The 21560-nt window shown below is 64.5% G+C and carries 19 protein-coding genes; 5 read left to right on the top strand and 14 right to left on the bottom strand.

Translation table 11 applies throughout. The annotated features are described in order from the left end of the window. Positions 1 to 4: 4 nt before the first annotated feature. From AC56KL_RS21350 to AC56KL_RS21330, 5 genes are all read right to left on the bottom strand, one after another. Complete coding sequence (locus AC56KL_RS21350; RefSeq protein WP_497182187.1) at positions 5 to 1156, bottom strand: sensor histidine kinase; 1152 nt, start codon at positions 1154 to 1156, stop codon at positions 5 to 7. Continuing rightward, entirely contained in the window at positions 1153 to 1527 is a 375-nt protein-coding gene (locus tag AC56KL_RS21345; protein ID WP_497182186.1) for a response regulator, read from the bottom strand. Before AC56KL_RS21345 ends, AC56KL_RS21350 begins: the two co-directional genes overlap by 4 nt. Before the next feature lie 327 nt (positions 1528 to 1854). Continuing rightward, positions 1855 to 2676, bottom strand: a complete 822-nt coding sequence (locus AC56KL_RS21340; RefSeq protein ID WP_497182185.1) for a response regulator — start codon at positions 2674 to 2676, stop codon at positions 1855 to 1857. A gap of 29 nt (positions 2677 to 2705) precedes the next feature. After that, positions 2706 to 4988 (bottom strand): PAS domain-containing hybrid sensor histidine kinase/response regulator, encoded by a 2283-nt coding sequence (locus tag AC56KL_RS21335; RefSeq protein WP_497182184.1) that lies wholly within the window; start codon positions 4986 to 4988, stop codon positions 2706 to 2708. 61 nt (positions 4989 to 5049) lie between these two features. Continuing rightward, entirely contained in the window at positions 5050 to 5790 is a 741-nt protein-coding gene (locus tag AC56KL_RS21330) for a Crp/Fnr family transcriptional regulator (RefSeq protein WP_497182183.1), read from the bottom strand. Between the two features lie 252 nt (positions 5791 to 6042). Here AC56KL_RS21330 and AC56KL_RS21325 point away from each other — a divergent pair, with 252 nt between their 5' ends. The 4 genes from AC56KL_RS21325 (at position 6043) to AC56KL_RS21310 (ending at position 7883) form a co-directional block, all read left to right on the top strand. Beyond that, positions 6043 to 6324 carry a hypothetical protein gene (locus AC56KL_RS21325; RefSeq protein ID WP_497182182.1) on the top strand — a complete coding sequence of 94 codons (282 nt, stop codon included), beginning with the start codon at positions 6043 to 6045 and terminating at the stop codon, positions 6322 to 6324. 161 nt (positions 6325 to 6485) lie between these two features. Further along, positions 6486 to 7094 (top strand): outer membrane lipoprotein, encoded by a 609-nt coding sequence (locus tag AC56KL_RS21320; protein WP_497182181.1) that lies wholly within the window; start codon positions 6486 to 6488, stop codon positions 7092 to 7094. 147 nt (positions 7095 to 7241) lie between these two features. Continuing rightward, positions 7242 to 7661 (top strand): response regulator, encoded by a 420-nt coding sequence (locus AC56KL_RS21315; protein WP_497182180.1) that lies wholly within the window; start codon positions 7242 to 7244, stop codon positions 7659 to 7661. A gap of 33 nt (positions 7662 to 7694) precedes the next feature. Next, the gene (locus AC56KL_RS21310; RefSeq protein WP_497182179.1) at positions 7695 to 7883 is read left to right on the top strand and encodes a hypothetical protein; all 189 of its coding nucleotides are present in this window, start codon (positions 7695 to 7697) and stop codon (positions 7881 to 7883) included. Between the two features lie 163 nt (positions 7884 to 8046). Here AC56KL_RS21310 and AC56KL_RS21305 read toward each other — a convergent pair whose 3' ends face one another. Then, complete coding sequence (locus AC56KL_RS21305; RefSeq protein ID WP_497182178.1) at positions 8047 to 10377, bottom strand: CBM96 family carbohydrate-binding protein; 2331 nt, start codon at positions 10375 to 10377, stop codon at positions 8047 to 8049. 223 nt (positions 10378 to 10600) lie between these two features. Between AC56KL_RS21305 and AC56KL_RS21300 the strand changes: the two genes are divergently transcribed. Continuing rightward, the gene (locus AC56KL_RS21300) at positions 10601 to 10996 is read left to right on the top strand and encodes a tautomerase family protein (RefSeq protein ID WP_497182177.1); all 396 of its coding nucleotides are present in this window, start codon (positions 10601 to 10603) and stop codon (positions 10994 to 10996) included. Between the two features lie 85 nt (positions 10997 to 11081). Here AC56KL_RS21300 and AC56KL_RS21295 read toward each other — a convergent pair whose 3' ends face one another. From AC56KL_RS21295 to AC56KL_RS21260, 8 genes are all read right to left on the bottom strand, one after another. Continuing rightward, positions 11082 to 11627: a DUF4256 domain-containing protein gene (locus tag AC56KL_RS21295; RefSeq protein ID WP_497182176.1), complete on the bottom strand. Its 546-nt coding sequence runs from the start codon at positions 11625 to 11627 to the stop codon at positions 11082 to 11084. Between the two features lie 122 nt (positions 11628 to 11749). Then, positions 11750 to 12859 (bottom strand): ribonucleotide-diphosphate reductase subunit beta, encoded by a 1110-nt coding sequence (locus AC56KL_RS21290; RefSeq protein ID WP_497182175.1) that lies wholly within the window; start codon positions 12857 to 12859, stop codon positions 11750 to 11752. Positions 12860 to 13005: 146 nt separating this feature from the next. Continuing rightward, positions 13006 to 15960 (bottom strand): ribonucleoside-diphosphate reductase subunit alpha, encoded by a 2955-nt coding sequence (locus AC56KL_RS21285; RefSeq protein WP_497182174.1) that lies wholly within the window; start codon positions 15958 to 15960, stop codon positions 13006 to 13008. Positions 15961 to 16406: 446 nt separating this feature from the next. After that, on the bottom strand, positions 16407 to 17861 hold the full coding sequence (locus AC56KL_RS21280) for a sigma-54-dependent transcriptional regulator (protein WP_497182173.1): 1455 nt from the start codon (positions 17859 to 17861) through the stop codon (positions 16407 to 16409). A 29-nt stretch (positions 17862 to 17890) separates the two neighbouring features. Continuing rightward, positions 17891 to 19555: a two-component system sensor histidine kinase NtrB gene (locus AC56KL_RS21275; RefSeq protein WP_497182172.1), complete on the bottom strand. Its 1665-nt coding sequence runs from the start codon at positions 19553 to 19555 to the stop codon at positions 17891 to 17893. 8 nt (positions 19556 to 19563) lie between these two features. Continuing rightward, on the bottom strand, positions 19564 to 19812 hold the full coding sequence (locus AC56KL_RS21270; protein WP_497182171.1) for a PP0621 family protein: 249 nt from the start codon (positions 19810 to 19812) through the stop codon (positions 19564 to 19566). Next, positions 19809 to 20612 carry a cytochrome C assembly family protein gene (locus tag AC56KL_RS21265; protein WP_497182170.1) on the bottom strand — a complete coding sequence of 268 codons (804 nt, stop codon included), beginning with the start codon at positions 20610 to 20612 and terminating at the stop codon, positions 19809 to 19811. Before AC56KL_RS21265 ends, AC56KL_RS21270 begins: the two co-directional genes overlap by 4 nt. Before the next feature lie 114 nt (positions 20613 to 20726). Continuing rightward, positions 20727 to 21560: an ABC transporter ATP-binding protein gene (locus tag AC56KL_RS21260; protein WP_497182169.1), complete on the bottom strand. Its 834-nt coding sequence runs from the start codon at positions 21558 to 21560 to the stop codon at positions 20727 to 20729.

The following is a 21560-nucleotide window of genomic DNA, read 5'->3' as shown; positions in this document are numbered from 1 at the left end:
TCCCTCAGTCGTCGTTCCTGCGCTGCGGCTGCAGCCGCGGCAGCCGGGCAGAAAAGACGACGCCGTCGTCCTCGCTCGAGCTGACCGACACCTCGCCCTCGTGCGCCGTGACGATCTGCTTGACGACATACAGGCCCAGTCCCAGGTTCTGGGTGCTGGATGCGATTCGCTCGCTTGCAGGACGGATGGCGAAGCGCTTCACAGGGTCGAACAGGGTACGCAGCTTGGCCGGCGGAATGAGTTCGGCTTCGTTCTTCACTTCGTAATGCACTTCATCCCGGAAACCGCGCAGCGAGACCCTGATCGCGCTATCGGGGCGGCCGTGCTGCACTGCATTGGAGATCAGATTGGAAAACGCCTGGGCGATGCGTGCGCCGTCCCAGGCGCCCATCAAGTCGCCTTCCACCACCAGGTCGATCTTCCGGTCCGGATGAAAGGTGCGGGCCTCCTCGACGACGCCGAGGCAGATCTCGGCAAGATCGACGTTATGCGGATCGACGGGTATGCCGTCGCCCAGGTGGGTCGTCGAAAAATCCAGCAGGTCGCGGACGATCGCGTCCATGCGCTTCGAGCTGTTGAATATCCTGAGGCCCACCTTCAAGGCTTTCGAGGGCAAGGTCTGGTCGTGCAACAGGACTTGCGCGCCCATGCTGATCGCACCCAGCGGGGTGCGGACATCATGGCCCAGAATGGCGAGGAACAGGTTCTGGGCTTCGCGCAGCATTTTCGCGTAGCGCGCCATCGATTCGGTCTGCGCCTGGTCGATCGACTCATTGAAGCGGATCATGTCCTGGATATCGTCGGGAGTGGTGATCTCGACCTGGCGCGCCCACAGGCGCAGGACACTCGAGCGCAGTGCACGGTATTCCGCCATCACCTGTTCGCCGGTAAAGCCCGAGGCGACACGGTCGGCCGCGTGGATCTCGGCCGCCGTATCGTCGTCCGCCTGCGGCCCCAGCCCCTTGGACTTGGCGATGCTCTCGTCCTCCGCCTGCGGCGTGTCCAGGTCGGCGGCGACGACTTTCAGGACAGCGGCGGCATGATCGCGCAACTCGGTCTTGTTGCCATCGCCCAGCGGCTCCATGGTCGAAGCAAAATCTTCCCACTCCTGCAGAATGCTTTCGAGGTGGGTGCGAATAAAATCCGACAGTTTCATGCGTGCTCCTTGTCGGCTGCGCTGCGCTGCAGCAGCTTGCGCACTTCGAGCAATAAATCTTCCGCGAGGAAAGGCTTGCGCAGGAAGGCGTCGTAACTCTTCCCGGGCGCCACCCGGCATTGCAGCGAACCGCTCATCAGCAAGATAGGCAAGTCACTGGCCATCGCGCCGGTCCTGAGTTGGCGGCTCAGCTCGATCCCGCTCATGCCGGGCATCGAGCAATCGGAAATGAGGAGCTCCGGCTGTCGCGACGCGATCCTGTCCAGCGCTTGCGCACCGTTCGCGACGACGTTCACGTCGTAGCCGTAAGATTCCAGCATCATGGAACAGTTCTCGGCGAAGTCCGAGTCATCGTCTGCAATCAAAATCATGTGGTTCTCCTGGTTGTTCCTGTGACCTCTCGCCGCGCCTGCCTTTGGGCCGACAGTGTCTCCTGCCGGCAACGCGAAGGGCGCGACTATGCCTGGCACGGTTGCAGGTGGCTGGGAAGAGATCGGCCGGGAGGCGCCGCCGGCATCAGACGGACGCGGGCGGGACGGTAGCGGAGAGTGGGACCATCATGCGCTGACGATTGACGCTGTTCTGTTCGGAACCGAACACACGGCCGGGCGCATGACGCAAACTGGGTGGGGCGAGCCCGATTGGCTCGGGCCGGCGGACATCGGGATCGATGTCGCCAGAGGTAAGTCAGGTGCGCCTCAGGCGCGTTGCATGCGCTCGCTGACGTCAAGTCCGATGCCCCGGTATCCGGCAAATGCGCTATTCGCGTCGAACATCGGCTCGCCACTGACCTGGAGAACCTGTACACGGCCGTCCGGCAAGGTCCGGCTGTAAATGAAATCAAGGAAGGGTTCCCGGTTCGCGATCCTGGCGTCGAGAATCGCCCGTTCCTGCACGTTCCAGCCCGCCACGGCCACTTCCTCGGCCGTTGCGCCCTGGCTGATGCCGAGCATTTCCGCGACCGGACCGGAAAACTGCGTGAGTTTTCCGCTGGCGTCCTGCTCCCAGTACCAGTCCGACGACAATTCGGTGAAGCGCTGGAAGCGCGCTTCGCTACGCCGCAACTCGGCGGTGCGCTCGAGCACCGTCTGCTCGAGCACCTGGTTGTGATCGGCCAGTTTGCGGTACAGCAGGCGTACTTCCAGCAGGTTGTGGATCCGGGTCTGGACTTCGACGAAGTCGAAGGGCTTGCTGACGAAATCCTTCGCTCCCGCCTTCAGGGCGCGCAGCTTGTGGGCCGGCTGGGCGGTGATCACCAGCACCGGCAGGTAGCTGGCGGGTTCGATGGTCCTGAGGCCGTCGAGCACTTCGAAGCCGTCCATCTCGGGCATTTGCAGGTCGAGCAGGATCAGGTCGAAGCGCTGGCGCGCGTGCAGTCCGGAGACCGCGCGCGGATCCTGGGTGGTCGTGATGTTGCAGTAACCCTCGTTGCGCAACATCTGCTCGAGCAGCATCACGTTCGCTTCCTGGTCGTCTACGATCAGGATGGCGGCGTTCAGGAAGTCGGCGGCGTCAAGCATGGCGGGTCCTCTGGAGAATCGTGGGCATGTTATTGGATCTGCTCGGCAGGCTGGAGGGACTGGCCGCTGGCCGCATGCACCAGGGCGAGGTCGAGCGCGGTCATGAATTCATGGACGCGGATCGGCTTGGTCAGGTAACGGAAGAAGCCTGCTTCCAGGCCTTTTTCGATATCGCGCGGAACCGCATTGGCCGACAGCGCCAGCACCGGAATATGCGCCGTCACCGGATCGTCGCGCAGGCGCTTGAGCGCTCCGTAACCGCTGATGCCGGGCAGGTTGATGTCCATCAGGATCACGTCGGGCAGGTAGGTCCGCGCCAGTTCGATGCCAAGAGGGGCGTCGATCGCCGTGAGCAGTTTCAGGTCGCCGCGGCGTGCGATCAGCTGTTCGACCAGCGCGAGATTGGCCGGGTTGTCCTCGACGTACAGCAGGGTAGGCTGGTCGCCTGGCTCCTGCGCCGCGACGTAGCGCCGTTCCAGTGCGTCGTCGTCGATGTTGTCGAGCACCAGGCTGGGGGGCGCCGATGCCGCGAATTCGACCCAGAATACCGTCCCGGTGCCGACCACGCTGTCGACGCCGATCCGCCCACCCATCAGTTCGACCAGCTGCCTGGTGACCACCAGCCCGATGCCGGTGCCTTCCTCGGCACTGTCATGCTGTCCGATGCGGTTAAACGGCTGGAACAGCTGCTCGAGCTGATCCGGCGACAGGCCGGCGCCGGTGTCCCTCACGTTGATCCGGACGCGTTCGCCGCTGAGGGCACACTCGACGATGACGCTGCCGCCGGCCCGGTTGTACTTGATCGCATTCGACAGCAGGTTGATCATGACTTGTTTGATGCGGGTACGGTCGGCATGCACATAAAAATCATCGCCGGGCGCCGGGAAGCGCATCGCGAGGCCGCGCCTGCCGGCCTCCGGTTCGATCATTCCCCTGCAGTCTTGCAGCACATCGTTGATCGACATCGATTCCTGGGACATCGTCACCTTGCCCGCCTCGATCATGGACAGGTCGAGGATTTCGTTGATCAGGCGCAGCAAGTACCAGCCGCCCTTGAGGATCTGGTCGATCGAACGCTGCTGGCGCGGCTCCGGCGGCGGCACTTCGGATCCCATCAGCTGGGCAAAACCCAGCACGGCATTCAGCGGCGTGCGCAGTTCATGGCTCATGCTCGAGAGGAATTCCGACTTCGCCAGGTTGGCCTTGTCGGCCGCTTCCCTGGCGGCGCCGAGCTCAAGGTTGGTCTCCTGCAGCGCGTGTTCGAAGCGCTTGCGTTCGGTGACGTCGCGCGCCGCCGCGAAGACGCCCTGCAGGGTGCGGTCGCGGTCGTGGAAGGTGGTCGCGTTGAACGACACCACCGTCTGCTTGCCGTCGCGCGCCAGCGCCGTCAGTTCGTAATTCGTCAGCTTGCCGTCGTGGAGGACGCGGCTGATCGCCTCGTCGGCGCGCTGCGGCTCGGTGAAGCAGCTCTTGAACGGCGCACCGATCAGCTCGTCTCGGGTGCGGCCGGTGAGCATCTCGGTTTGCTTGTTGACGTCGCTGATCATGCCGCGCGGATCGGTCGTGATCAGGGGGTCGATATTGGATTCGATCAGCGAGCGCGTGTAGAACTGCTGGTCGCGCAGGCGCTGGTCGAGCAGCGCCTGTGCAGCATCCGCCTTCTTGCGGGCCGTATTGTCGGTGCCGATCAGCAGGAAACCGATCACCTCGTTGTCGGCGCCGCGCAGGGCCGTCACCGACACCAGGGCGGGAAAGCGCGTCTGGTCCGCACGGATATAGGTCAGCTCGTAGATGTCTTCGATGCCGCGCAGCGCCTTGTAGACCAGTGCCTCGAAGCCCGGACTGATACTGGCGCCGAACTCGCTGCTCAGGGATGCCGCGCGCTCGACGAGTTCCTGTGCGTCCGAGATGTTTGCCGGCGTCAGCCTGTCGATCACGTCGCCCGGCGCATAGCCCAGCATGCGCTGGGCGCCGACGTTGAAAATCTGGATCACGCCTTCGGCGTCCGTGGCGATGCTCGAAAAATTGACGCTGTTGAAAATCGCGTTCTGCAGCGCCCCGGCCTTCAGCAGGGGGGCCGACTGCGTCTTTGCTTCCAGCGCAGTGCGCCGGCCGGACTGCCGCCGCGCGAGCCACAGCAGGCCGGCCAGGAAGCACGACAGCAGGACCAGGCTGGCGCCGATGCGGGTCGTGGCCGCTGCGTCGCCGGCGGCCTGGAGCGCGAATACGCTCACCCCGAGCAGTACGGCCAAGGTGGCGGTAAAACCGGCTGTGATCAGGCGCTCGAGGGAAAATTGTCGGATGTTTTGCATGATGCCATTGAATATCCGGCGAGCGCCCATCGGCTCCCGGAACGGTGTGAGGCCGCCGCCCTCAGGCGACACGGCGCACGGGGGCAGCGCCTTGGTGCTGCCGTACGTCGGACAGCAGGCGTGCGAATTCCTTCTTGACCACGCCATAGCACTCGCATACCTGCTGCTCGAGCCCGGCCCGGTCGAGCACCGTGATATGGCCGCGCCGGCAGCTGATATAGCCGTGCGCCTGCAACCTGCCGGCGGCTTCGGTGACGCCTTCGCGCCGCACGCCCAGCATGTTCGAGATGAGCTCCTGCGTCATCCTGAGTTCGCCCGCCCCGAGGCGGTCGAGCGTGAGCAGCAGCCAGCGGCACAGTTGCTGCTCCACGGTATGGTGGCGGTTGCATACCGCGGTTTGCGACATATGGGTCAGCAGGGCCTGGGTATAGCGCAGGAGCAGGCGCATCACCGGGCCGGCCCGGTTGAACTCCTCCATCAGGATCCGCGCCGGCAGCCGATACCCGAAGCCGCCGGTCTGGATCACGGCGCGGCTCGGCGTCGTGCTGCCGCCCATGAAGAGCGCCACCCCCAGCAGCCCTTCGTTGCCGACGCCGGCGATTTCGGACGAGCCGCCATTTTCCAGCAAATAATGGATGGAAATAATGGCCGTGGTCGGGAAATAGACGTACTCGAGCTGTGCGCCGGATTCAGACAGCACATCGCCGAGCAGCAGGCGGACGCACTCGAGATGGGGCGATAGACGGTCGAACTCTGCATCGAGCAGGGCCGCGAGAAGGTGATTTTGCTTGGGGTCTTGCATGGACGCAGGCCACGTATTTGCCGGGTGAGAATGGAAAGAAGAACAAGGCAGGGTAACACGCGCCGTTCGTCCCAGCTATAAAAATGTGAATAGGAAATTTAACACTTTCTGTGCGCGCTACCGAACTGTCCGGCGTCTGGCGGCACGCCATAGTCCGGTATGCAGGAGTCGCCGCAAGCAGGCGCTTCCAGCTTTTCCCGCTCTGCATGAGCCACATGCGTCGAAGCATGGAAAAGTCCAAAGAAAGCAGTCATGTACCCCGTACCCGGCACCAGCATCATCAGCGCAACGAGCGTCTCCCCTTCCTTCAGTTACTTGAACCTGTTTTCCTCGCCCACCGTCATGCTCGCGACGTCGAGCATCGTGGCCCTGGTCTGGGCCTTCCAGCAGCACGGCTGGTCCTACTGCATTCCCTGCGTCTTCTTTATCGCCAGGAAAATCGGGAATTTTCGCGTTGCGGCGCTCGCTGCCCGCCTGAAACGCGCTGTGCGTCCCGCCAAACCTGCCCCCCCTGGGTCGCCTAGCAGTCTATAAATAATTTGCCTTGTGTTCGCTAAGCCACAGAAGGACCGGTTCAGACAGCGGATAACGATGCACCGACGGAAATTGTTTCCTTCAGGCTAATAACGACAACGGTCCAGGCCTGCAGTGATTCGCCCGTCCCCCAGACATTCACCTCACCAGAAAGAAAAACCATGAACATGCCACTCAACAGCGTTTCAAAAAACCGTACCCATCCGATGCTGATCGCCGCCAGTACCGCCGTCGTATTGCTGTGCCTCACCGGAACCGCCGCCGTGCTGGGCTGGATTCCGACGTCGAACGGGGCCGATGTAACTCGCGACGGCGCGGTGACGGTGCTCAGCGCCGCCCCGGTGGCCGACAAGGCCTCCTCCCAGCGTGTGCAGGCGCCGGCCGTGCACCGCACAGCGCGCGCCGAGCCGGTGCGCCGCGCACCCGCCGTGGTCTGCCAGAACTGCGGGGTCGTCGAATCGGTCCGCACCGTCAACACCCGGGGCGACGGAAGCGGCCTCGGGGCTGCGGGCGGCGCGGTGGTGGGCGGCCTGTTGGGCAACCAGGTCGGCGGCGGTCATGGCAAGGAAGCGATGACCGTGGTCGGCGCCATCGGCGGCGCGCTTGCCGGCAACCAGATCGAAAAGCACGCGAGGTCGACGCGCAGCTATGAAACCACGGTGCGTATGGACAATGGATCGAGCAGGACGGTGGCACAGGCCGGCCAGCCGGCATGGCAGGGCGGCGACCATGTCAGGATCGTGGATGGCGTCGTACGGATGAACGGCTAAAACCACTTGACGAGGGGGCCGGCGTTCGCCGCCCCGGGTCGGGTGCAGCCGGCAGGACGTGCTCCATCGTGACATGCCGCAACACCTATCGAATTCCGCCATCGGCAGGGCCGCTGGCGCGACACGTCAAGCGGCATCAGGATGGACATGATGAACCATGAGCAAGGCCAGGACACCGCGCGCGACACGAGCAGGCTCAAGGTACTCGTCATCGACGACCAGCGAGAACTGGCCGACATCGCGGGAGCATTGCTGAGCGCATATGCAATTCCGAACCGCGTGGTGTATTCGGCCGAAGATGGGCTGCGAGCGATCACGGAGGATCAGGAGATCAATGCTGTCTTCTCCGACATCATGATGCCGGCCATGACGGGCCTGCACCTGGCCATGACAGTCAGGCAACGCTACCCCGAGGTGAAGATCGTGCTCACCTCAGGCTTCACGCCGCCCGGCATACTGGCCGCGAATCAGCATTTGCATGCGTTTACGCCGAAGCCGTACAAGATCGAAACGGTGATCAGACTGCTTGGTCACGCGTTCATCTTGCAGCCGCTCCACTGCGTGTAGCAGGCGCCAGGCTTGTCAGGCATACTGGATCGCATGACAGCCGGCAGCCGTTATGCCATCCGGCCCGAGCCGGGCATGAGCGATATTGAACCAATGATTGGAGAAATGATGAGTAAAACCCAGGACGCGAAGAAATCCACCAAGAAGGAACCGGCCAAGACCGTGAAGGAAAAAAAGGAAGCGAAGAAGGTCAAGAAAGAAGAGAAGAAGCGCCAGCAGTGATGGAGCTTCGATCATCACCTGGTCAAGCCGGCGCCACGCTGGCGGTTGAGGCGCGGCGCCTGGCTTGAGGCCACCCGCCCGCACATGCACGCGGCACGAATGGCGGGCCGCCCCTCGTTCCGACGCAGGGGGCATATCCTTGTCCGGACATACCCCCTTGCCCTCAATTGATGATCAGCTGAGGTCGGTTCGCGCTGTTGTTGCTGCTATTGAAGGTCGTGTACTTTCCGGCGCTTTCCTTCAGCACGAAGCTGATCACCCGATCGCCGGCAAGCTGGGCGCGCACATAAGCGGTGACGTCGATCTCGTAATACTTTGCCGCCGCGCCGAGCACCACACTCCCGGCCGCACTGCCCGATGCCGGCGCGTTATTCCAGGTTAATCCGGAATTGGTCCACGTGTCGGCGGCCTGGTAGGCGGTCAGGGTCGTCGCCGCGCTGGACGATCCATACAGCCGCAACTTCGCACTATTGACAATGGAACCGGCCGTGGCAAGGTTGAACTTGAGGTAGCTGTGGCGGTTGCCGCCTGCACTGTCGGTCTTGACGATCAAGCTGCTGTCGGCGCCGTAGTTATTGGCGGCGTTCGTGCTGTCGCGCGTGTAGGCATCGTCCGTCGGCAGGAGCGTGACGGCGGAAGTACTGCCGGCAGTCGTTGTCGCGCTTGCGGTATTGCTTGCCGCCGACAGGTTACCTGCGGCGTCGATCGCTCTCACCGTGTAGCTATACGAGGTCGATGGCGTCAGTCCGGTGTCGGTGAATGTGGTGCCGGCAGGTGAGCCGACCAGGGTCGTGCCGCGATAGACCCGATAGCCGGCGACCCCGACGTTGTCGGTCGATGCGCTCCAGTTCAATGCGATCTGGCTCGACGAGTTCGCACTTGCCGTCAGCCCGGCAGGCACGGTTGGCGCCTGGGTGTCGCTGGTCGATGCCGCGGTCGTTGCGCTTGCCGCATTGCTGGCGGCCGACAGGTTGCCCGCCGCGTCGATCGCCTTCACCGTGTACGTATAGGTGGTGGCCGGCGTTCGGCCGGTATCGCTGAAACTGGCGGTCGTCGGCGAACCGACCAGGCTCGTCCCCCGGTACACCCGATACCCGACCACGCCGACGTTGTCGCTGGATGCACCCCAGCTCAGATTGATCTGCGTACCCGAGGCGGCTGCGGCGACCAGGGCCGTGGGCGCGCTCGGCGCCGTTGCATCGGCGGCGCCCGGGAAGCCTTCGACCACCTTGAAGTCGTCGAAGCGTGCGGCCGTGTAAGTCATAGGATTCCACGTCAGCTGCGGGAAGATGGCCGGGTTGCGCTGCGAGGCGCACAGTTGATCGTAGCGCGCCTGCGTCAGCCCGGGGTACGCCGGCGCCGTCGTATTCAAGCACTGGACGCGCTTCGTTTCGTTACCACCGAAAAAACTGCTGTAGAACAGCGCATTCACCCAGGTAGCGGGCGTGTCGGGTACGGTCGAGGGACAGGCGCCGTTACATTCATCGCGCAAGGCCACGTTGGACACGACGAGGGTCGTGGTCGATCCATCCGAACCATCGATTTTCAGGTATTCCGCGCCGTTGCCACTGACCGGAATCGGGTCGCCCAGGCTATCCAGTACGTTGTTGCCATTGCTGTCTTTCTTGTAGACGACAGCATTGTTGTCGTTGACCTTCACGCCCAGCGTGATGGTGTACCAGACGTTGGGAACGAACCGGAACTTGTCGCTACCAGGCGGGATCTGCCCCGGCACTTCGTACGGCGGCTCCCCATCGACATGGTCGATCAGGGTATTGATGCCGCAACTACCCGACGGCCTGCTCTGGTCGTAGGAATACAATTCGACCCGGCCATTGGCACGCCACATCAGCCTCACGCTCCAGTTGTCTCCCGAACGCTTCGAGCTGCCGTCCTCGGTACATCCACTGTCGAAGGCCTTGGACGCCAGGCCGGGCAGCTTGCCGCCTTTCGCAAAATCGAATCCGGGCTCGAAATATACCCGGTAGGTCAAGGTATAGGCCTTCGACGGCACCGGCGTGGCGGTCGCGCTGCTCGAGCCGCTCGTGTTCCCGCTGATCATGATGTTGGCCTGGATGACATCGGTCGCCGTGTTGGTCGTGCTGGCGGTGGATGGCGCCCAGATCACCTTGCCGCTCGAATCGGTCGTGAAGACCGGGTTCGACGCAGGTTGTTTGTGGATGCCGTCGAAATGCCGGTACACCTGCCGCAGGCAGTTGGAACTGTCCGGTCCACAGCCAGCGGTGACGAGGATGTTTTCCGGATGTGCGCTCGGCTTGGCGCTGTCCAGGTTGTTGTCCCACAGCTGATTGGTCGGCAGTCCGTTGAAGGTCTGCAGGTAGCGCACCGTCTGTGCGGCGCAAGGAAGGCTGAATGCCAGCAAAACTGCCGGCAGAACGCTTCGTGAAAAGGGCTTGTGCATCGTATTCAAAGCTGTCTCCTGATCATCTGTTCGATTGAGTGCCGAGGAAACGCCGAGCTCACCGCGCTGCATGAAACAGGCGCTGCCGCAGGGTCAAACGAGAGTAAACGTTTAACCTAATATCAAGCTAGCAGAGCAGTAAGTGCGCGTCAATACGCACACACATCGTTTACAACAGTTAGATGAATCGCGCCATTCGGCGGGTTCAAATGGATGAGCTTGCAGGGGATGAAAAGGAAAACGATTACCAAAGGTGATATAGAATAAGGATGTTTTTCACGAATCAGGGAGCACTATGCCTCATGTCAGAATCGAATACTCGTCGAATATCGACGATGGAAAGCACATGCAAGCGTTGTGCCACAGTCTGCTCCATGCCATGATTGCCTTGCGCGGCCGGGAGGGAGAGGCGCTCGTGCCCGCAGGGGGAACGCGGGTGCTGGCCCATGCCGCCGGCCATGCGGCGGTAGGGCCAGATGGCGAGCGCGGTTTCCTGTACGTGAACGTGCGCTTGACGCCGGGACGGGCGCCGGAAGCGGTCGCGCAAATCGGCGCCGCGGTGCAGGACACGGTGGCGCGGCATCTGGCGCGCCACCCTCCCCGGCTGGCTTGCCGCTTTACCGTCCACGTCGACGAAGTGCATCCCGCATTTGAAGGGAAAGGGGAAGCCGGGGCGCTCGCGGCGGGCTGAGACCGTCCACAGCGGAAAGCCGGCCAGCCGGCTCAGGAATGCACTCCCGCTTCAGCATCATCTGGTCGAGCCGGTGTCGCGGTGCCTAGATGCGCAACAGGCCGCGGAAGCCGCGCGCCGCATAATACGACTCGGCGCCGTTGTGGTAGGTGAACACCCGGCCATAGCGGCGGTCGCAGAACAGTGCGCCGCCCAGTTTCCGGACCTCCGGCGGTGTCACGATCCAGCTGGACGACTTGCGGTCGAATTCGCCCAGCGTCTGCAGGTGGCGGTACTGCTCTTCGGTGAGCAGCGCAATGCCCATCTCGGCCGCTATGTCGAGCGCACTGGTGCGCGGCTTGTGCTCCTTGCGTGATTCAAGTGCGGCGCGGTCGTAGCAGATGCTGCGGCGGCCTTGCGGGGTCTCGGGAGAGCAGTCGCAGAAAAGGATGCTGCCACTGCCCTCGTCGAGGCCGACGACGTCCGGCTCGCCGCCGGTGGCTTCCATCTCTGTCAGCGAACGCAGGGCGGCAGCATCGCCGTTGAGCCTTGCCTCGACCATTGGCCATGCGAGGCCGGCATGGCGCTGCATGTTCTGGTCGAAGCGAAGCTTCAATGTCTTGAGCAGCGTATCGGCTTGTTCGGGGCGCATGGCGTCGTCCTTGACGATGGTTGACTACGATCGGGAATGCAAGCTTAGCAGAGCCTGCCTACCAAAGAAAAACCCGGCTGTCATCGCTGGCAGCCGGGTTTGCATGAGGCATATCCGGACGATCAATCCCAGCTCAGCGCACCACCGGTCTGGTACTCGGTCACGCGCGTTTCGAAGAAGTTACGCTCCTTCTTCAGGTCGATCATCTCGCTCATCCACGGGAACGGATTCTCTTCGTTCGGGAACAGCGGCTCCAGGCCGATCTGCACGGCGCGGCGGTTGGCGATGAAGCGCAGGTAGCCCTTGAACATCGGGGCGTTCAGGCCCAGCACGCCGCGCGGCATGGTGTCTTCGGCGTAGCGGTATTCGAGTTCGACGGCCTGCAGGAACAGGGCTTTCAGCTCTTCGCGGAAGGCCGGGGTCCACAGCATCGGGTTTTCCATCTTGATCGTGTTGATCAGGTCAATGCCGAAGTTCACGTGCATCGACTCGTCGCGCAGGATGTACTGGTACTGCTCGGCGGCGCCGGTCATCTTGTTCTGGCGGCCCAGCGCCAGGATCTGGGTGAAGCCGACGTAGAAGAACAGGCCTTCCATCAGGCAGGCGAACACGATGATCGACTTCAGCAGCTGCTGGTCGGCTTCCAGGGTGCCGGTCTTGAATTCCGGGTCGGTCAGGACGTTGATGAAGGGGATCAGGAACTGGTCCTTGTCGTGGATCGACGCGATCTCGTTGTAGGCGTTGAAGATTTCCTTCTCGTCCAGGCCCAGCGATTCGACGATGTACTGGTAGGCGTGGGTGTGGATCGCTTCTTCGAAGGCCTGGCGCAGCAGGTACTGGCGGCATTCCGGCGCCGTGATGTGGCGGTAGGTGCCCAGCACGATGTTGTTGGCGGCCAGCGAGTCGGCGGTGGTGAAGAAGCCGAGGTTGCGCTTGACCAGGCGGCGCTCGTCTTCCGACAGGCCGTTCGGGCTCTTCCACAGCTCGATGTCGCGCTGCATGTTCACTTCCTGCGGCATCCAGTGGTTGGCGCAGCCGGCCAGGTACTTGTCCCAGGCCCACTTGTACTTGAACGGCACCAGCTGGTTGACGTCGGTCTGGCCGTTGATGATGCGCTTGTCGTCGGCATTGACGCGCTTGGCCACTTCGGCGGCCGGAGGTGCGGCCTCGCCGGCGGCTTGCGGTGCGCGGGGGGCTGGTGCGGTGCTTGGTTCGTCGTCCCAAGAGAGCATGGTGTCGTTCCTTCTTTCGTCACCGCGTCCGCGCGTAGCGGACGATCGGTGGTATTGGTTCAGTAAAGTCAGCGGTGCGAACCGGCGTTCATGCCGGCTCGCACCCGATGTCGCTTATTGGCGCTTATTGGCAGCTTATTGGCAGCTTATTGGCACGCCTCGCACTCGTCGAAACCGGCGTCGCCCGGACGCAGGTAGCAGGCGGCGCCGTCCACGATCTCCGCGCTGGCCGCTGCTGCCGCTGCAGTTGGAACCGCAGCCGCCGACGCATTCGCCGCGGCAGGCGCGCCGGCCGGGGCTGCGTGGCCGCCCGACAGGCCGCCCGAGACCGACACCGCGTTCAGGGCGCCAGTACGGGTGGTCGACTTCTCCATGTGCGTCGCCGCGATGGTGCGCAGGTAGTAGGTGGTCTTCAGGCCGCGCAGCCAGGCCAGCTTGTAGGTTTCATCCAGCTTCTTGCCCGAGGCGCCGGCCATGTAGATGTTCAGCGACTGGGCCTGGTCGATCCACTTCTGGCGGCGCGAGGCGGCTTCCACCAGCCACTTCGGTTCGAGTTCGAAGGCGGTGGCGTAGATGTCGCGCAGGTCTTGCGGCACGCGGTCGATCTTGGAGAGCGAACCGTCGAAGTACTTCAGGTCGGCGATCATCACTTCGTCCCACAGGTCGCGCGCCTTCAGGTCGCGCACCAGGTAGGCGTTGATCTCGGTGAATTCGCCCGACAGGTTCGACTTCACGTACAGGTTCTGGAAGGTCGGCTCGATGCAGGCCGACACGCCGATGATGTTCGAGATCGTCGCGGTCGGGGCGATCGCCACGCAGTTCGAGTTACGCATGCCGAACTGCTTGATGCGCTCGCGCACCGGGGTCCAGTCCATCGACTCGCTGGTGTCCTGCTCGAGGTAGCCGCCGCGCTCTTCCGCCAGCAGCTTGATCGAGTCCTGCGGCAGGATGCCGCGGTCCCACAGCGAGCCTTCGTACGACTCGTAGCGGCCGCGTTCTTCGGCCAGTTCGGTCGAGGCCAGGTAGGCGTAGTAGCAGACGGCTTCCATCGACTTGTCGGCGAATTCAACGGCCTTGTCGGAGGCGAAGGGCACGCGCATCATGTGCAGGCAATCCTGGTGACCCATGATGCCCATGCCCACCGGGCGGTGGCGCATGTTCGAATTGCGCGCCTTGTCCACGGCGTAGTAGTTGATGTCGATGACGTTGTCCAGCATGCGCATCGCGGTGCGGATGGTCTTCTGCAGCTTGGCGTGGTCCAGGCCATCGCTCTTCATGTGCTGCGGCAGGTTCACCGAGCCCAGGTTGCAGACGGCGATCTCGTCGGCGCTGGTGTTCAGGGTGATCTCGGTGCACAGGTTCGAGGAGTGCACCACGCCCACGTGCTGCTGCGGCGAGCGGATGTTGCACGGATCCTTGAAGGTGATCCACGGGTGGCCGGTCTCGAACAGCATCGACAGCATCTTGCGCCACAGGTCGAGCGCTTCGACCTTCTTGTACACGGTCATTTCGCCGCGCGCGGCCTTGGCTTCGTAGCCGACGTAGGCTTCTTCGAAGGCCTTGCCGACCTTGTCGTGCAGGTCAGGCGTCTCGCTCGGCGAGAACAGGCTCCAGTAGCCCTTTTCCATCACGCGCTTCATGAACAGGTCCGGGATCCAGTTCGCGGTGTTCATGTCGTGGGTGCGGCGGCGGTCGTCGCCGGTGTTCTTGCGCAGGTCGAGGAATTCCTCGATGTCCATGTGCCAGGTTTCCAGGTAGGCGCAGACGGCGCCCTTGCGCTTGCCGCCCTGGTTCACCGCCACGGCGGTGTCGTTGACCACTTTCAGGAACGGCACCACGCCCTGCGACTTGCCGTTGGTGCCCTTGATGCGCGAACCGAGTGCACGGACCGGAGTCCAGTCGTTGCCCAGGCCGCCGGCGAATTTCGACAGCAGTGCGTTTTCCTTGATGGCGTCGTAGATGCCTTCCAGGTCGTCGCCGACGGTGGTGAGATAGCACGAGGACAGCTGCGAGCGGCGGGTACCCGAGTTGAACAGGGTCGGGGTCGAGCTCATGAAGTCGAACGACGACAGCAGGTTGTAGAACTCGATGGCGCGCGCTTCGCGGTCGGCTTCGCGCAGGGCCAGGCCCATCGCGACGCGCATGTAGAAGGCCTGCGGCATCTCGATGCGGGTTTCGCGCACGTGCAGGAAGTAGCGGTCGTACAGGGTCTGCAGGCCGATGTAGCCGAACTGCAGGTCGCGGTCGGCAACCAGGGCTTTCGCCAGGCGCTCGAGGTCGAACTTGCCCAGTTCTTCGTCCAGCAGTTCGTTCTCGATGCCCTTGGCGATGTATTTCGGGAAGTAGGTGATGTACTCGGCAGCGGCGCCGGCCTGCGGCACTTCGTGGCCGAAGACTTCCTTGCGGATGGTGTGCAGCAGGATGCGCGCGGTGACCTGGCTGTAGGCCGGGTCGGTTTCCATCAGGGCGCGGGCGGCCAGGATGGCCGACTTGTACAGCTCTTCGACCGGCACGCCGTCGTACAGGTTCTTCAGGGTTTCGGCGACGATCGCGTCGGCGTCGACGTGCTTTTCCAGGCCCGAGCAGGCGGCGTTCACGAGGGCGTGGACATCGTTGATGTCCAGCGGGCGGCGCTGGCCGCCGTCGACCACGTTGATCTGCGGCGCGGCGACCTGGGTACCGCCGGCGGCTTCCTTGGCGGCCTTGCGCTCTTCCATGCGCTTGGCGCGGTACAGCACGTATTCGCGCGCGACGTCATGCTCGCCCGAGCGCATCAGCGACAGTTCGACCTGGTCCTGCACGTCTTCGATGTGGAAAGTACCGCCGTTCGGCTGGCGGCGCACCAGCGCGGCCACCACGTTATTGGTCAGCTGTTCCACCAGCTCGCGGATGCGGGCCGAGACGGCGCCCTGCCCGCCGGCGACGGCGAGGAAGGCCTTGGTCATCGCGACCGAGATCTTGTGCGGCTCGAATGCGACCACGGCGCCGTTGCGGCGGATGACACGGTAGTCGCCGCGCGCAACGATCTCCGCCGGCGTGGCGGTAGGCGATGCGCTCGAGGCGACGTGCGGATTGATCGAAATGTCTTGTGCTGTGTGCATTGAGCCTCCAGTGGCAGCCGACCTGCCGTGGTTGTTTTTAAGCAAAGCGATGCCCCGCCAGCCGGAACGCCTCGCTGGCTGCCAGATACACGGGGTCAATGAAAATCGCTGATGAATCAGTCGCTTGCAGAGCAAGCTTCACGTCTTGCCTGAACCGACTGCCTTTTTGTTCAGTACCACTACATCTAGTGTTTGACGTTGATATGAGACTAATTGTAGTGGCTGACCCATGTCAGGGCAAGCGAATTACGTCCCAATTTTTTCGCTTTTTTTAGCTGCGTAGGCTTGACAAGACGTTATAGCCTGAATGGCGGGCAGTATCCGGTGAGTGAGCGCTAACCTAGCTCGAAAGGACTGCACAATGCGTAATCAGTGCAATGCCGCATGCATTGAAATTGTCGATTTTGCACTGGCGAAAAGACAACATGATGACATCGCGTTCCCTCTCAAGCCAGATCGTCCGGCGCGCAGATATCGAGCTTTTGCATCTGGTAGCGCAGCTGGCGTACGCTGATCCCCAGCAGCGCGGCGGCCTGGGTGCGGTTGAAGCCGGTCTGCTGCAGGGCGCGCCCGATGATGTCGCGTTCCACCTGGCTCAGGTACTCGGGCAGGTTGCCGGGCAAGCCGTTCGGGCCGAACGGGGCCGGCCCGGGCGGCGCCTGCTGGACGACGTCGGACGGCGGTTCCACTTCCGGCGCCCGCTCCCGAACCTGCGCGGCGGCCGCGGCCGGCTCGCGCTGCTGACCCTCGCCCGGCCGCGCCGCCTTCAGCGACAGGTCGCCGACTTCGATCACGCCGTCGTTCGCGAACGCCAGCGCCCGCTCCAGCACGTTCTCGAGTTCGCGGATATTGCCCGGGAATGAATAGGCGCGCAGCGTGTCGAGCACGCCCGGACCGAGGGAAGCCTGGCCCGGCCCCGCCAGCCGCGCCAGGATCGCGTCCGCCAGCGGCGCCAGGTCGTCAATCCGTTCGCGCAGCGGCGGCAGCGACAGCTCGATCACGTTCAGGCGGTAGAACAGGTCTTGCCTGAACCTGCCCTGCTCGACGCATTTCGCCAGGTCCTGGTGGGTGGCGCTGATGATCCGCACGTCTACCGGCTCCTCGCTGGTCGCGCCGATCTTGCGCACGCGCCGCTCCTGGATCACGCGCAGCAGCTTGACCTGCATCGGCAGCGGCAGGTCGGCCACTTCGTCGAGCATCAGGGTGCCGCCGTTGGCCGCCTGGAAGAAGCCATCGCGCTCTTCGGCGGCGCCGGTGAAGGCGCCCTTGCGGTAGCCGAAGAACTCGGCTTCCATCAGGGTTTCCGGGATGGCGCCGCAGTTCACCGCCACGAAGGGTTTGTTCGCGCGCGAACTCTGGGCGTGGATCTCGCGCGCCGCCAGTTCCTTGCCGCTGCCGGATTCGCCGGTGATCGAGATCGGCGCGTTCGAGCGGGCCAGGCGCCCGATCTGGGCGCGCAGCGCCGCCATGGCGCTTGAGGTGCCGATCATGCGCGAGCCGGGCGCGGCGCCGTCGGGGGGCGCCGCCGGCGCTTCGGATAATTTCAGGGCCGAGCGCACCATCAGGCGCAGCGCGTCCAGCGCCACCGGCTTGGAGATGTAGTCGAAGGCGCCCGCCTTGAGCGCCACTACCGCGTTCTCGGCGCTGCCGTAGGCGGTGATGACGGCGATCGGCGTACCCTTGTGCGAGGCCGTGACTTCGCGCACCAGTTCCAGCCCGAGTCCGTCCGGCAGGCGCATGTCGGTCAGCACCAATGCATAGTCGTGCTCCTCGAGCAGGCCGCGCGCCTGGCGCAGCGTAGCGGCGCTGTCGACGTCCAGCCCCATCTTGAGCAGGGTGATCTCGAGCAGTTCGCGCAGGTCGGCTTCGTCGTCGACCACGAGGATGCGGGGTGCGGTCATGGTAATTCCTGTCGTCCTTCCTGTCCTTGTCAGCCGGCGCTGTCGTCGCCGGCCGGCTCGGAAAAGCTGATCACGAAGCGTCCGCTCGCCCGGCGCGGCCCCATGGCCGCGGCGTCAAAGCGGTATTCGTAGTCGAGCTTCGCATTGTTGTTCAGGCACAGCTCGCGCGCCAGGTACAGGCCCAGGCCCGTGCCCTTGCTCGACGTAGTGTAGAACGGTTCGAACAGGTGGGCGCGCACTTCCGGGGTAATGCCGGGGCCGTCGTCCTGCACGTGCAGCTCGATGCGGCCGGCGGCGTCGCGCGCCGGGAAGATGCGGATGCTGGCGGGTTCGCGGCTGGCGTAGCGCACCGCGTTGCCCAGCAGGTTGAGCAGCACTTCGTGCAGGTGCAGCGGGTCGAAGCGCACCGCACTGTTCCCGGGATCGCCTATATAAACTATATCATCGGCCAGGCCGTGGGTTTCGCAGAACTCGGCCTTGAGCTCGGCGAGAAAGGCGGCAAGGCGCAGCGGCTCGGTGTGCGGCTGCACCTTGCGCGACAGCTGCAGGATGTCTTCGACCATGCGGTTCACGCGCGCCACGTTGTCGCCGATGATCTTCAGCAGGCGCACCTCGGCCGGGCCATGCAGGTCTTCGGCCAGCAGCGCGGTGGCATGGCCGATCGCCGACAGCGGGTTGCGCACCTCGTGCGCGATGCTGGCGGTGAGGCGTCCCATCGAGGCCAGCTTGAGCTGCTGGGCCTGGTTTTCGATGGCGCTGACGTCCTGCATGAACGCCACGCTGCGCCCCAGCGCCGCACCGAGCGTGTCCACGCGCGCGAAGCGCAGCTTCAGGTGCACCGGCTGGTCGCGCCGTCCGCGCAGCGGGCCGCTTTCTTCCCGGTACGGCTTGACGGTGACGAAGGACGCGCCGTCGCCGCCCGCCTGCAGCCAGGCGCCGAAGGCTTCGGCCAGGGGTTCCAGTCCAGGCGCGTCGCCGAGCCGGAAGCCGGCCGCCTCCCCCTCCAGGCCGAGCATGCGCCGCGCCGCCGGATTGCCGGTGAAGACCGCGCCGTCGTCGCCCGCCACCAGGATGCCGTCGCCGACGTCGGCGATGACGATCCCGTTGATCAGCTGCTGGATGCGCAGGTCGACGCCGCGCTGCGCCGCCAGTTCTTCCTGCTTGATCAGGCGCGCAGCCAGCCGGTTCACCACCAGCGCGCCGGCGAAGAAGGCGGCGCCGTACAGGCCGGCCTGCATCAGTGGCGGCTGGCGCTCGTGCATGAATACCTGCCAGGTGGCTTCCAGCAGCAGGAACAGGGTGGCGAGTGCGCTCGAAAACAGCGCCAGGGTCAGGGGAGCCAGGATGGCGGCGCCGGCAAGCGGGAACAGGTAGAGGATCGCCAGGCCGCTGCGCAGGCCGCCCGATTCCAGGTAGAGCAGCGAGATCACGGCCAGGTCGAGCGCGACCTGGCCGCCCAGCTGCAGGACGAAGCGGTGGCGCCACCAGGTGCCGAACCCGGCGAACACCAGCGCCACCGCCAGGTAGAACAGGCAGATCGGGGTGGTGACTGCATCCAGGCGCAGGCCGCCGCCGTTGCTGCTCACGCCCAGGTACAGCAGCAGCACCAGCGCGATGACGATGCGGGTAACGGTAAAGGTCTGGAGCGAGCGCCACAGGGTGGTGCGCGCCGCGCTGGGCATGGAGGGCGGCATCGGCCCGCTTACTGCGGCGGCAGGCGCACGTGGCCCGGCGAGCAGTAGTCGTGACCGTCGGCGTGCACCGCTTCCGAGGCCGGGAAGTGCAGGCCGCAATGGGCGCACTGGGTCATGGTTTCGATTTCCGCCGCCGCTTGCTGCGGCGCCTCCTGCTCCGGCGGCGGCTGCCGGCGCGCGCCCAGGGCCTTGAGCTTGGCGCGTACGGCAAAAGCGACCAGGCCGATCAGCAGGATCCAGAACAGGATGCGGCTCATGCGACGCCCCGCTGCAGCACGACTTCGAGCACGAAGCGGCTGCCGACGTAGGCCAGCGCCAGGGTGGCGAAGCCCGCCAGCGTGAAGCGCAGCGCAGTCTTGCCGCGCCAGCCTTGATAACGGCGGCCCGCCAGCAGCGCCGCGAACAGCAGCCAGGACAGCAGCGCGAACACGCTCTTGTGGTCCAGGCGCAGCGCGCTGCCGAACAGCTGCTCGGAGAACACGACCCCGGACAGCACGGTGAGGCTGAGCAGGATGAAGCCGATCCAGATCACGCGGAACAGCAGCTTTTCCATGGTCAGCAGGGCCGGCAGCTGGTCCAGCGCGCTGCCGAACCAGCCGCCACTGGCGGCGCGCGTGTGCAGCCGCGCTTCCTGCAGGGCCATCAGCACGGCGTGGAAGGCGGCGATGGTGAGCGTGCTGTAGGCCAGTACGGCAACCAGCACGTGCCAGCCGAAGGCGGGCGTCTGGCCGTTCAGCGGCAACAGGCTGCCCGGGAAGATCACCGGCAGCAGCGCGGCCACGCAAGCGAAAGGCATGACCAGGCGGCGCATGCCGTCGAGGGCGAAGTTGCGGTTTTCCAGCCAGTAGGCCGCCACCGAGACCCACAGGGCGCTCGACAGCATGATGGCGAAGCCGACCCGCAACTGGCCGGGCTCGGCCACGTCGAGCCCGAGCGCGGAGCCATGCACCGCCCAGGCCAGGGCGGTAACGCCTGAAATGACGGCGCCCCGGCGCGACGGCAGCAGGGCGCACACCGCGTACAGCAGGGCCGCGGCGGAGAAGAGGGAGTTCTGCATAATAGGAGTCTACACCATCGGGTTACGGTGGTGGATAGCCCTCTTCCGACAGATGCACGTCATCCCGGCGCAGGCCGGGATCCAGCTTCACGCAGCGCGGCCACCAGCCCCGAATCAGTCCACCGCCGCCATCCTCAATTCATCGCTGTGGTGGCGCTGCTGCTCTTCCATCACCATGACCCCCAGCTCGCGCTTGAGCGCGTTGAACTCCGGCGCCGCCGGGTCGCGCGGGTGCGGCAGCCCGACCAGCAGGTCGCGCTTGACCGTGCCCGGGCGGTAGGTCATCACGACGATGCGGTCGGCCAGGTACACGGCTTCCTCGATGCTGTGGGTGACGAACAGGATCGTCTTCTTCAGCTCGGACCAGATGCGCAGCAATTCGTCCTGCAGGTTGCGCCGGTTGAGCGCGTCGAGGGCGCCGAAGGGCTCGTCCATCAGCATGATCGGCGAATCCAGCGCCAGCACGCGCGCGATCGCCACCCGCTGGCGCATGCCGCCCGACAGGTCCTTGGGAAAGCGCTGGCGGAAGTCCAGCAGCGACAGCATCTTCAGCAAGTCCCCTACCCGTTCGCGGATGGCGCTCTTGCTCATGCCCTTGATGTGCAGGCCGAAGGCGATGTTGTCCTCCACCGTCATCCAGGGGAACAGCGCATATTCCTGGAACACCATGCCGCGTTCCGGCCCCGGCGCCGCGACCGGCTTGCCGTCGACGGTGATCCGGCCGCTGCTGGGCAGCGAGAAGCCCGCCACCGCATTCAGCAGCGTGGACTTGCCGCAGCCCGAGGGCCCGAGCAGGCAGGTGAACTGCCCGCGTGGGATCTCCAGGCCGATGTCCTGCAGCGCGGCGACGGTGCGTCCGCCGGTCGCGAAGATCTTGCTGACGCCGTCGATGCGGATGTGCGGCGCCGGCTGCTGTACCAACTGCTGCGGTCCTTGCGGTGCGTTCAT

The organism is Telluria sp. ZB4P34 (assembly GCF_059686055.1).
The sequence above is the reverse complement of the archived record's forward strand: the minus strand, read 5'-3'. Positions and strand labels throughout refer to the sequence as shown.

Bases quoted from the DNA above. Each gene is read 5' to 3' on its own strand.
- AC56KL_RS21330 (WP_497182183.1), bottom strand. From the start codon at position 5,790: ATGCAAGACCCCAAGCAAAATCACCTTCTCGCGGCCCTGCTCGATGCA.
- AC56KL_RS21315 (WP_497182180.1), top strand. From the start codon at position 7,242: ATGATGAACCATGAGCAAGGCCAGGACACCGCGCGCGACACGAGCAGG.
- AC56KL_RS21325 (WP_497182182.1), top strand. From the start codon at position 6,043: ATGTACCCCGTACCCGGCACCAGCATCATCAGCGCAACGAGCGTCTCC.
- AC56KL_RS21290 (WP_497182175.1), bottom strand. From the start codon at position 12,859: ATGCTCTCTTGGGACGACGAACCAAGCACCGCACCAGCCCCCCGCGCA.
- AC56KL_RS21275 (WP_497182172.1), bottom strand. From the start codon at position 19,555: ATGCCGCCCTCCATGCCCAGCGCGGCGCGCACCACCCTGTGGCGCTCG.
- AC56KL_RS21260 (WP_497182169.1), bottom strand. From the start codon at position 21,560: ATGAACGCACCGCAAGGACCGCAGCAGTTGGTACAGCAGCCGGCGCCG.
- AC56KL_RS21285 (WP_497182174.1), bottom strand. From the start codon at position 15,960: ATGCACACAGCACAAGACATTTCGATCAATCCGCACGTCGCCTCGAGC.
- AC56KL_RS21280 (WP_497182173.1), bottom strand. From the start codon at position 17,861: ATGACCGCACCCCGCATCCTCGTGGTCGACGACGAAGCCGACCTGCGC.
- AC56KL_RS21270 (WP_497182171.1), bottom strand. From the start codon at position 19,812: ATGAGCCGCATCCTGTTCTGGATCCTGCTGATCGGCCTGGTCGCTTTT.
- AC56KL_RS21335 (WP_497182184.1), bottom strand. From the start codon at position 4,988: ATGCAAAACATCCGACAATTTTCCCTCGAGCGCCTGATCACAGCCGGT.
- AC56KL_RS21345 (WP_497182186.1), bottom strand. From the start codon at position 1,527: ATGATTTTGATTGCAGACGATGACTCGGACTTCGCCGAGAACTGTTCC.
- AC56KL_RS21350 (WP_497182187.1), bottom strand. From the start codon at position 1,156: ATGAAACTGTCGGATTTTATTCGCACCCACCTCGAAAGCATTCTGCAG.
- AC56KL_RS21300 (WP_497182177.1), top strand. From the start codon at position 10,601: ATGCCTCATGTCAGAATCGAATACTCGTCGAATATCGACGATGGAAAG.
- AC56KL_RS21340 (WP_497182185.1), bottom strand. From the start codon at position 2,676: ATGCTTGACGCCGCCGACTTCCTGAACGCCGCCATCCTGATCGTAGAC.
- AC56KL_RS21265 (WP_497182170.1), bottom strand. From the start codon at position 20,612: ATGCAGAACTCCCTCTTCTCCGCCGCGGCCCTGCTGTACGCGGTGTGC.
- AC56KL_RS21310 (WP_497182179.1), top strand. From the start codon at position 7,695: ATGACAGCCGGCAGCCGTTATGCCATCCGGCCCGAGCCGGGCATGAGC.
- AC56KL_RS21295 (WP_497182176.1), bottom strand. From the start codon at position 11,627: ATGCGCCCCGAACAAGCCGATACGCTGCTCAAGACATTGAAGCTTCGC.
- AC56KL_RS21320 (WP_497182181.1), top strand. From the start codon at position 6,486: ATGAACATGCCACTCAACAGCGTTTCAAAAAACCGTACCCATCCGATG.
- AC56KL_RS21305 (WP_497182178.1), bottom strand. From the start codon at position 10,377: ATGCAGCGCGGTGAGCTCGGCGTTTCCTCGGCACTCAATCGAACAGAT.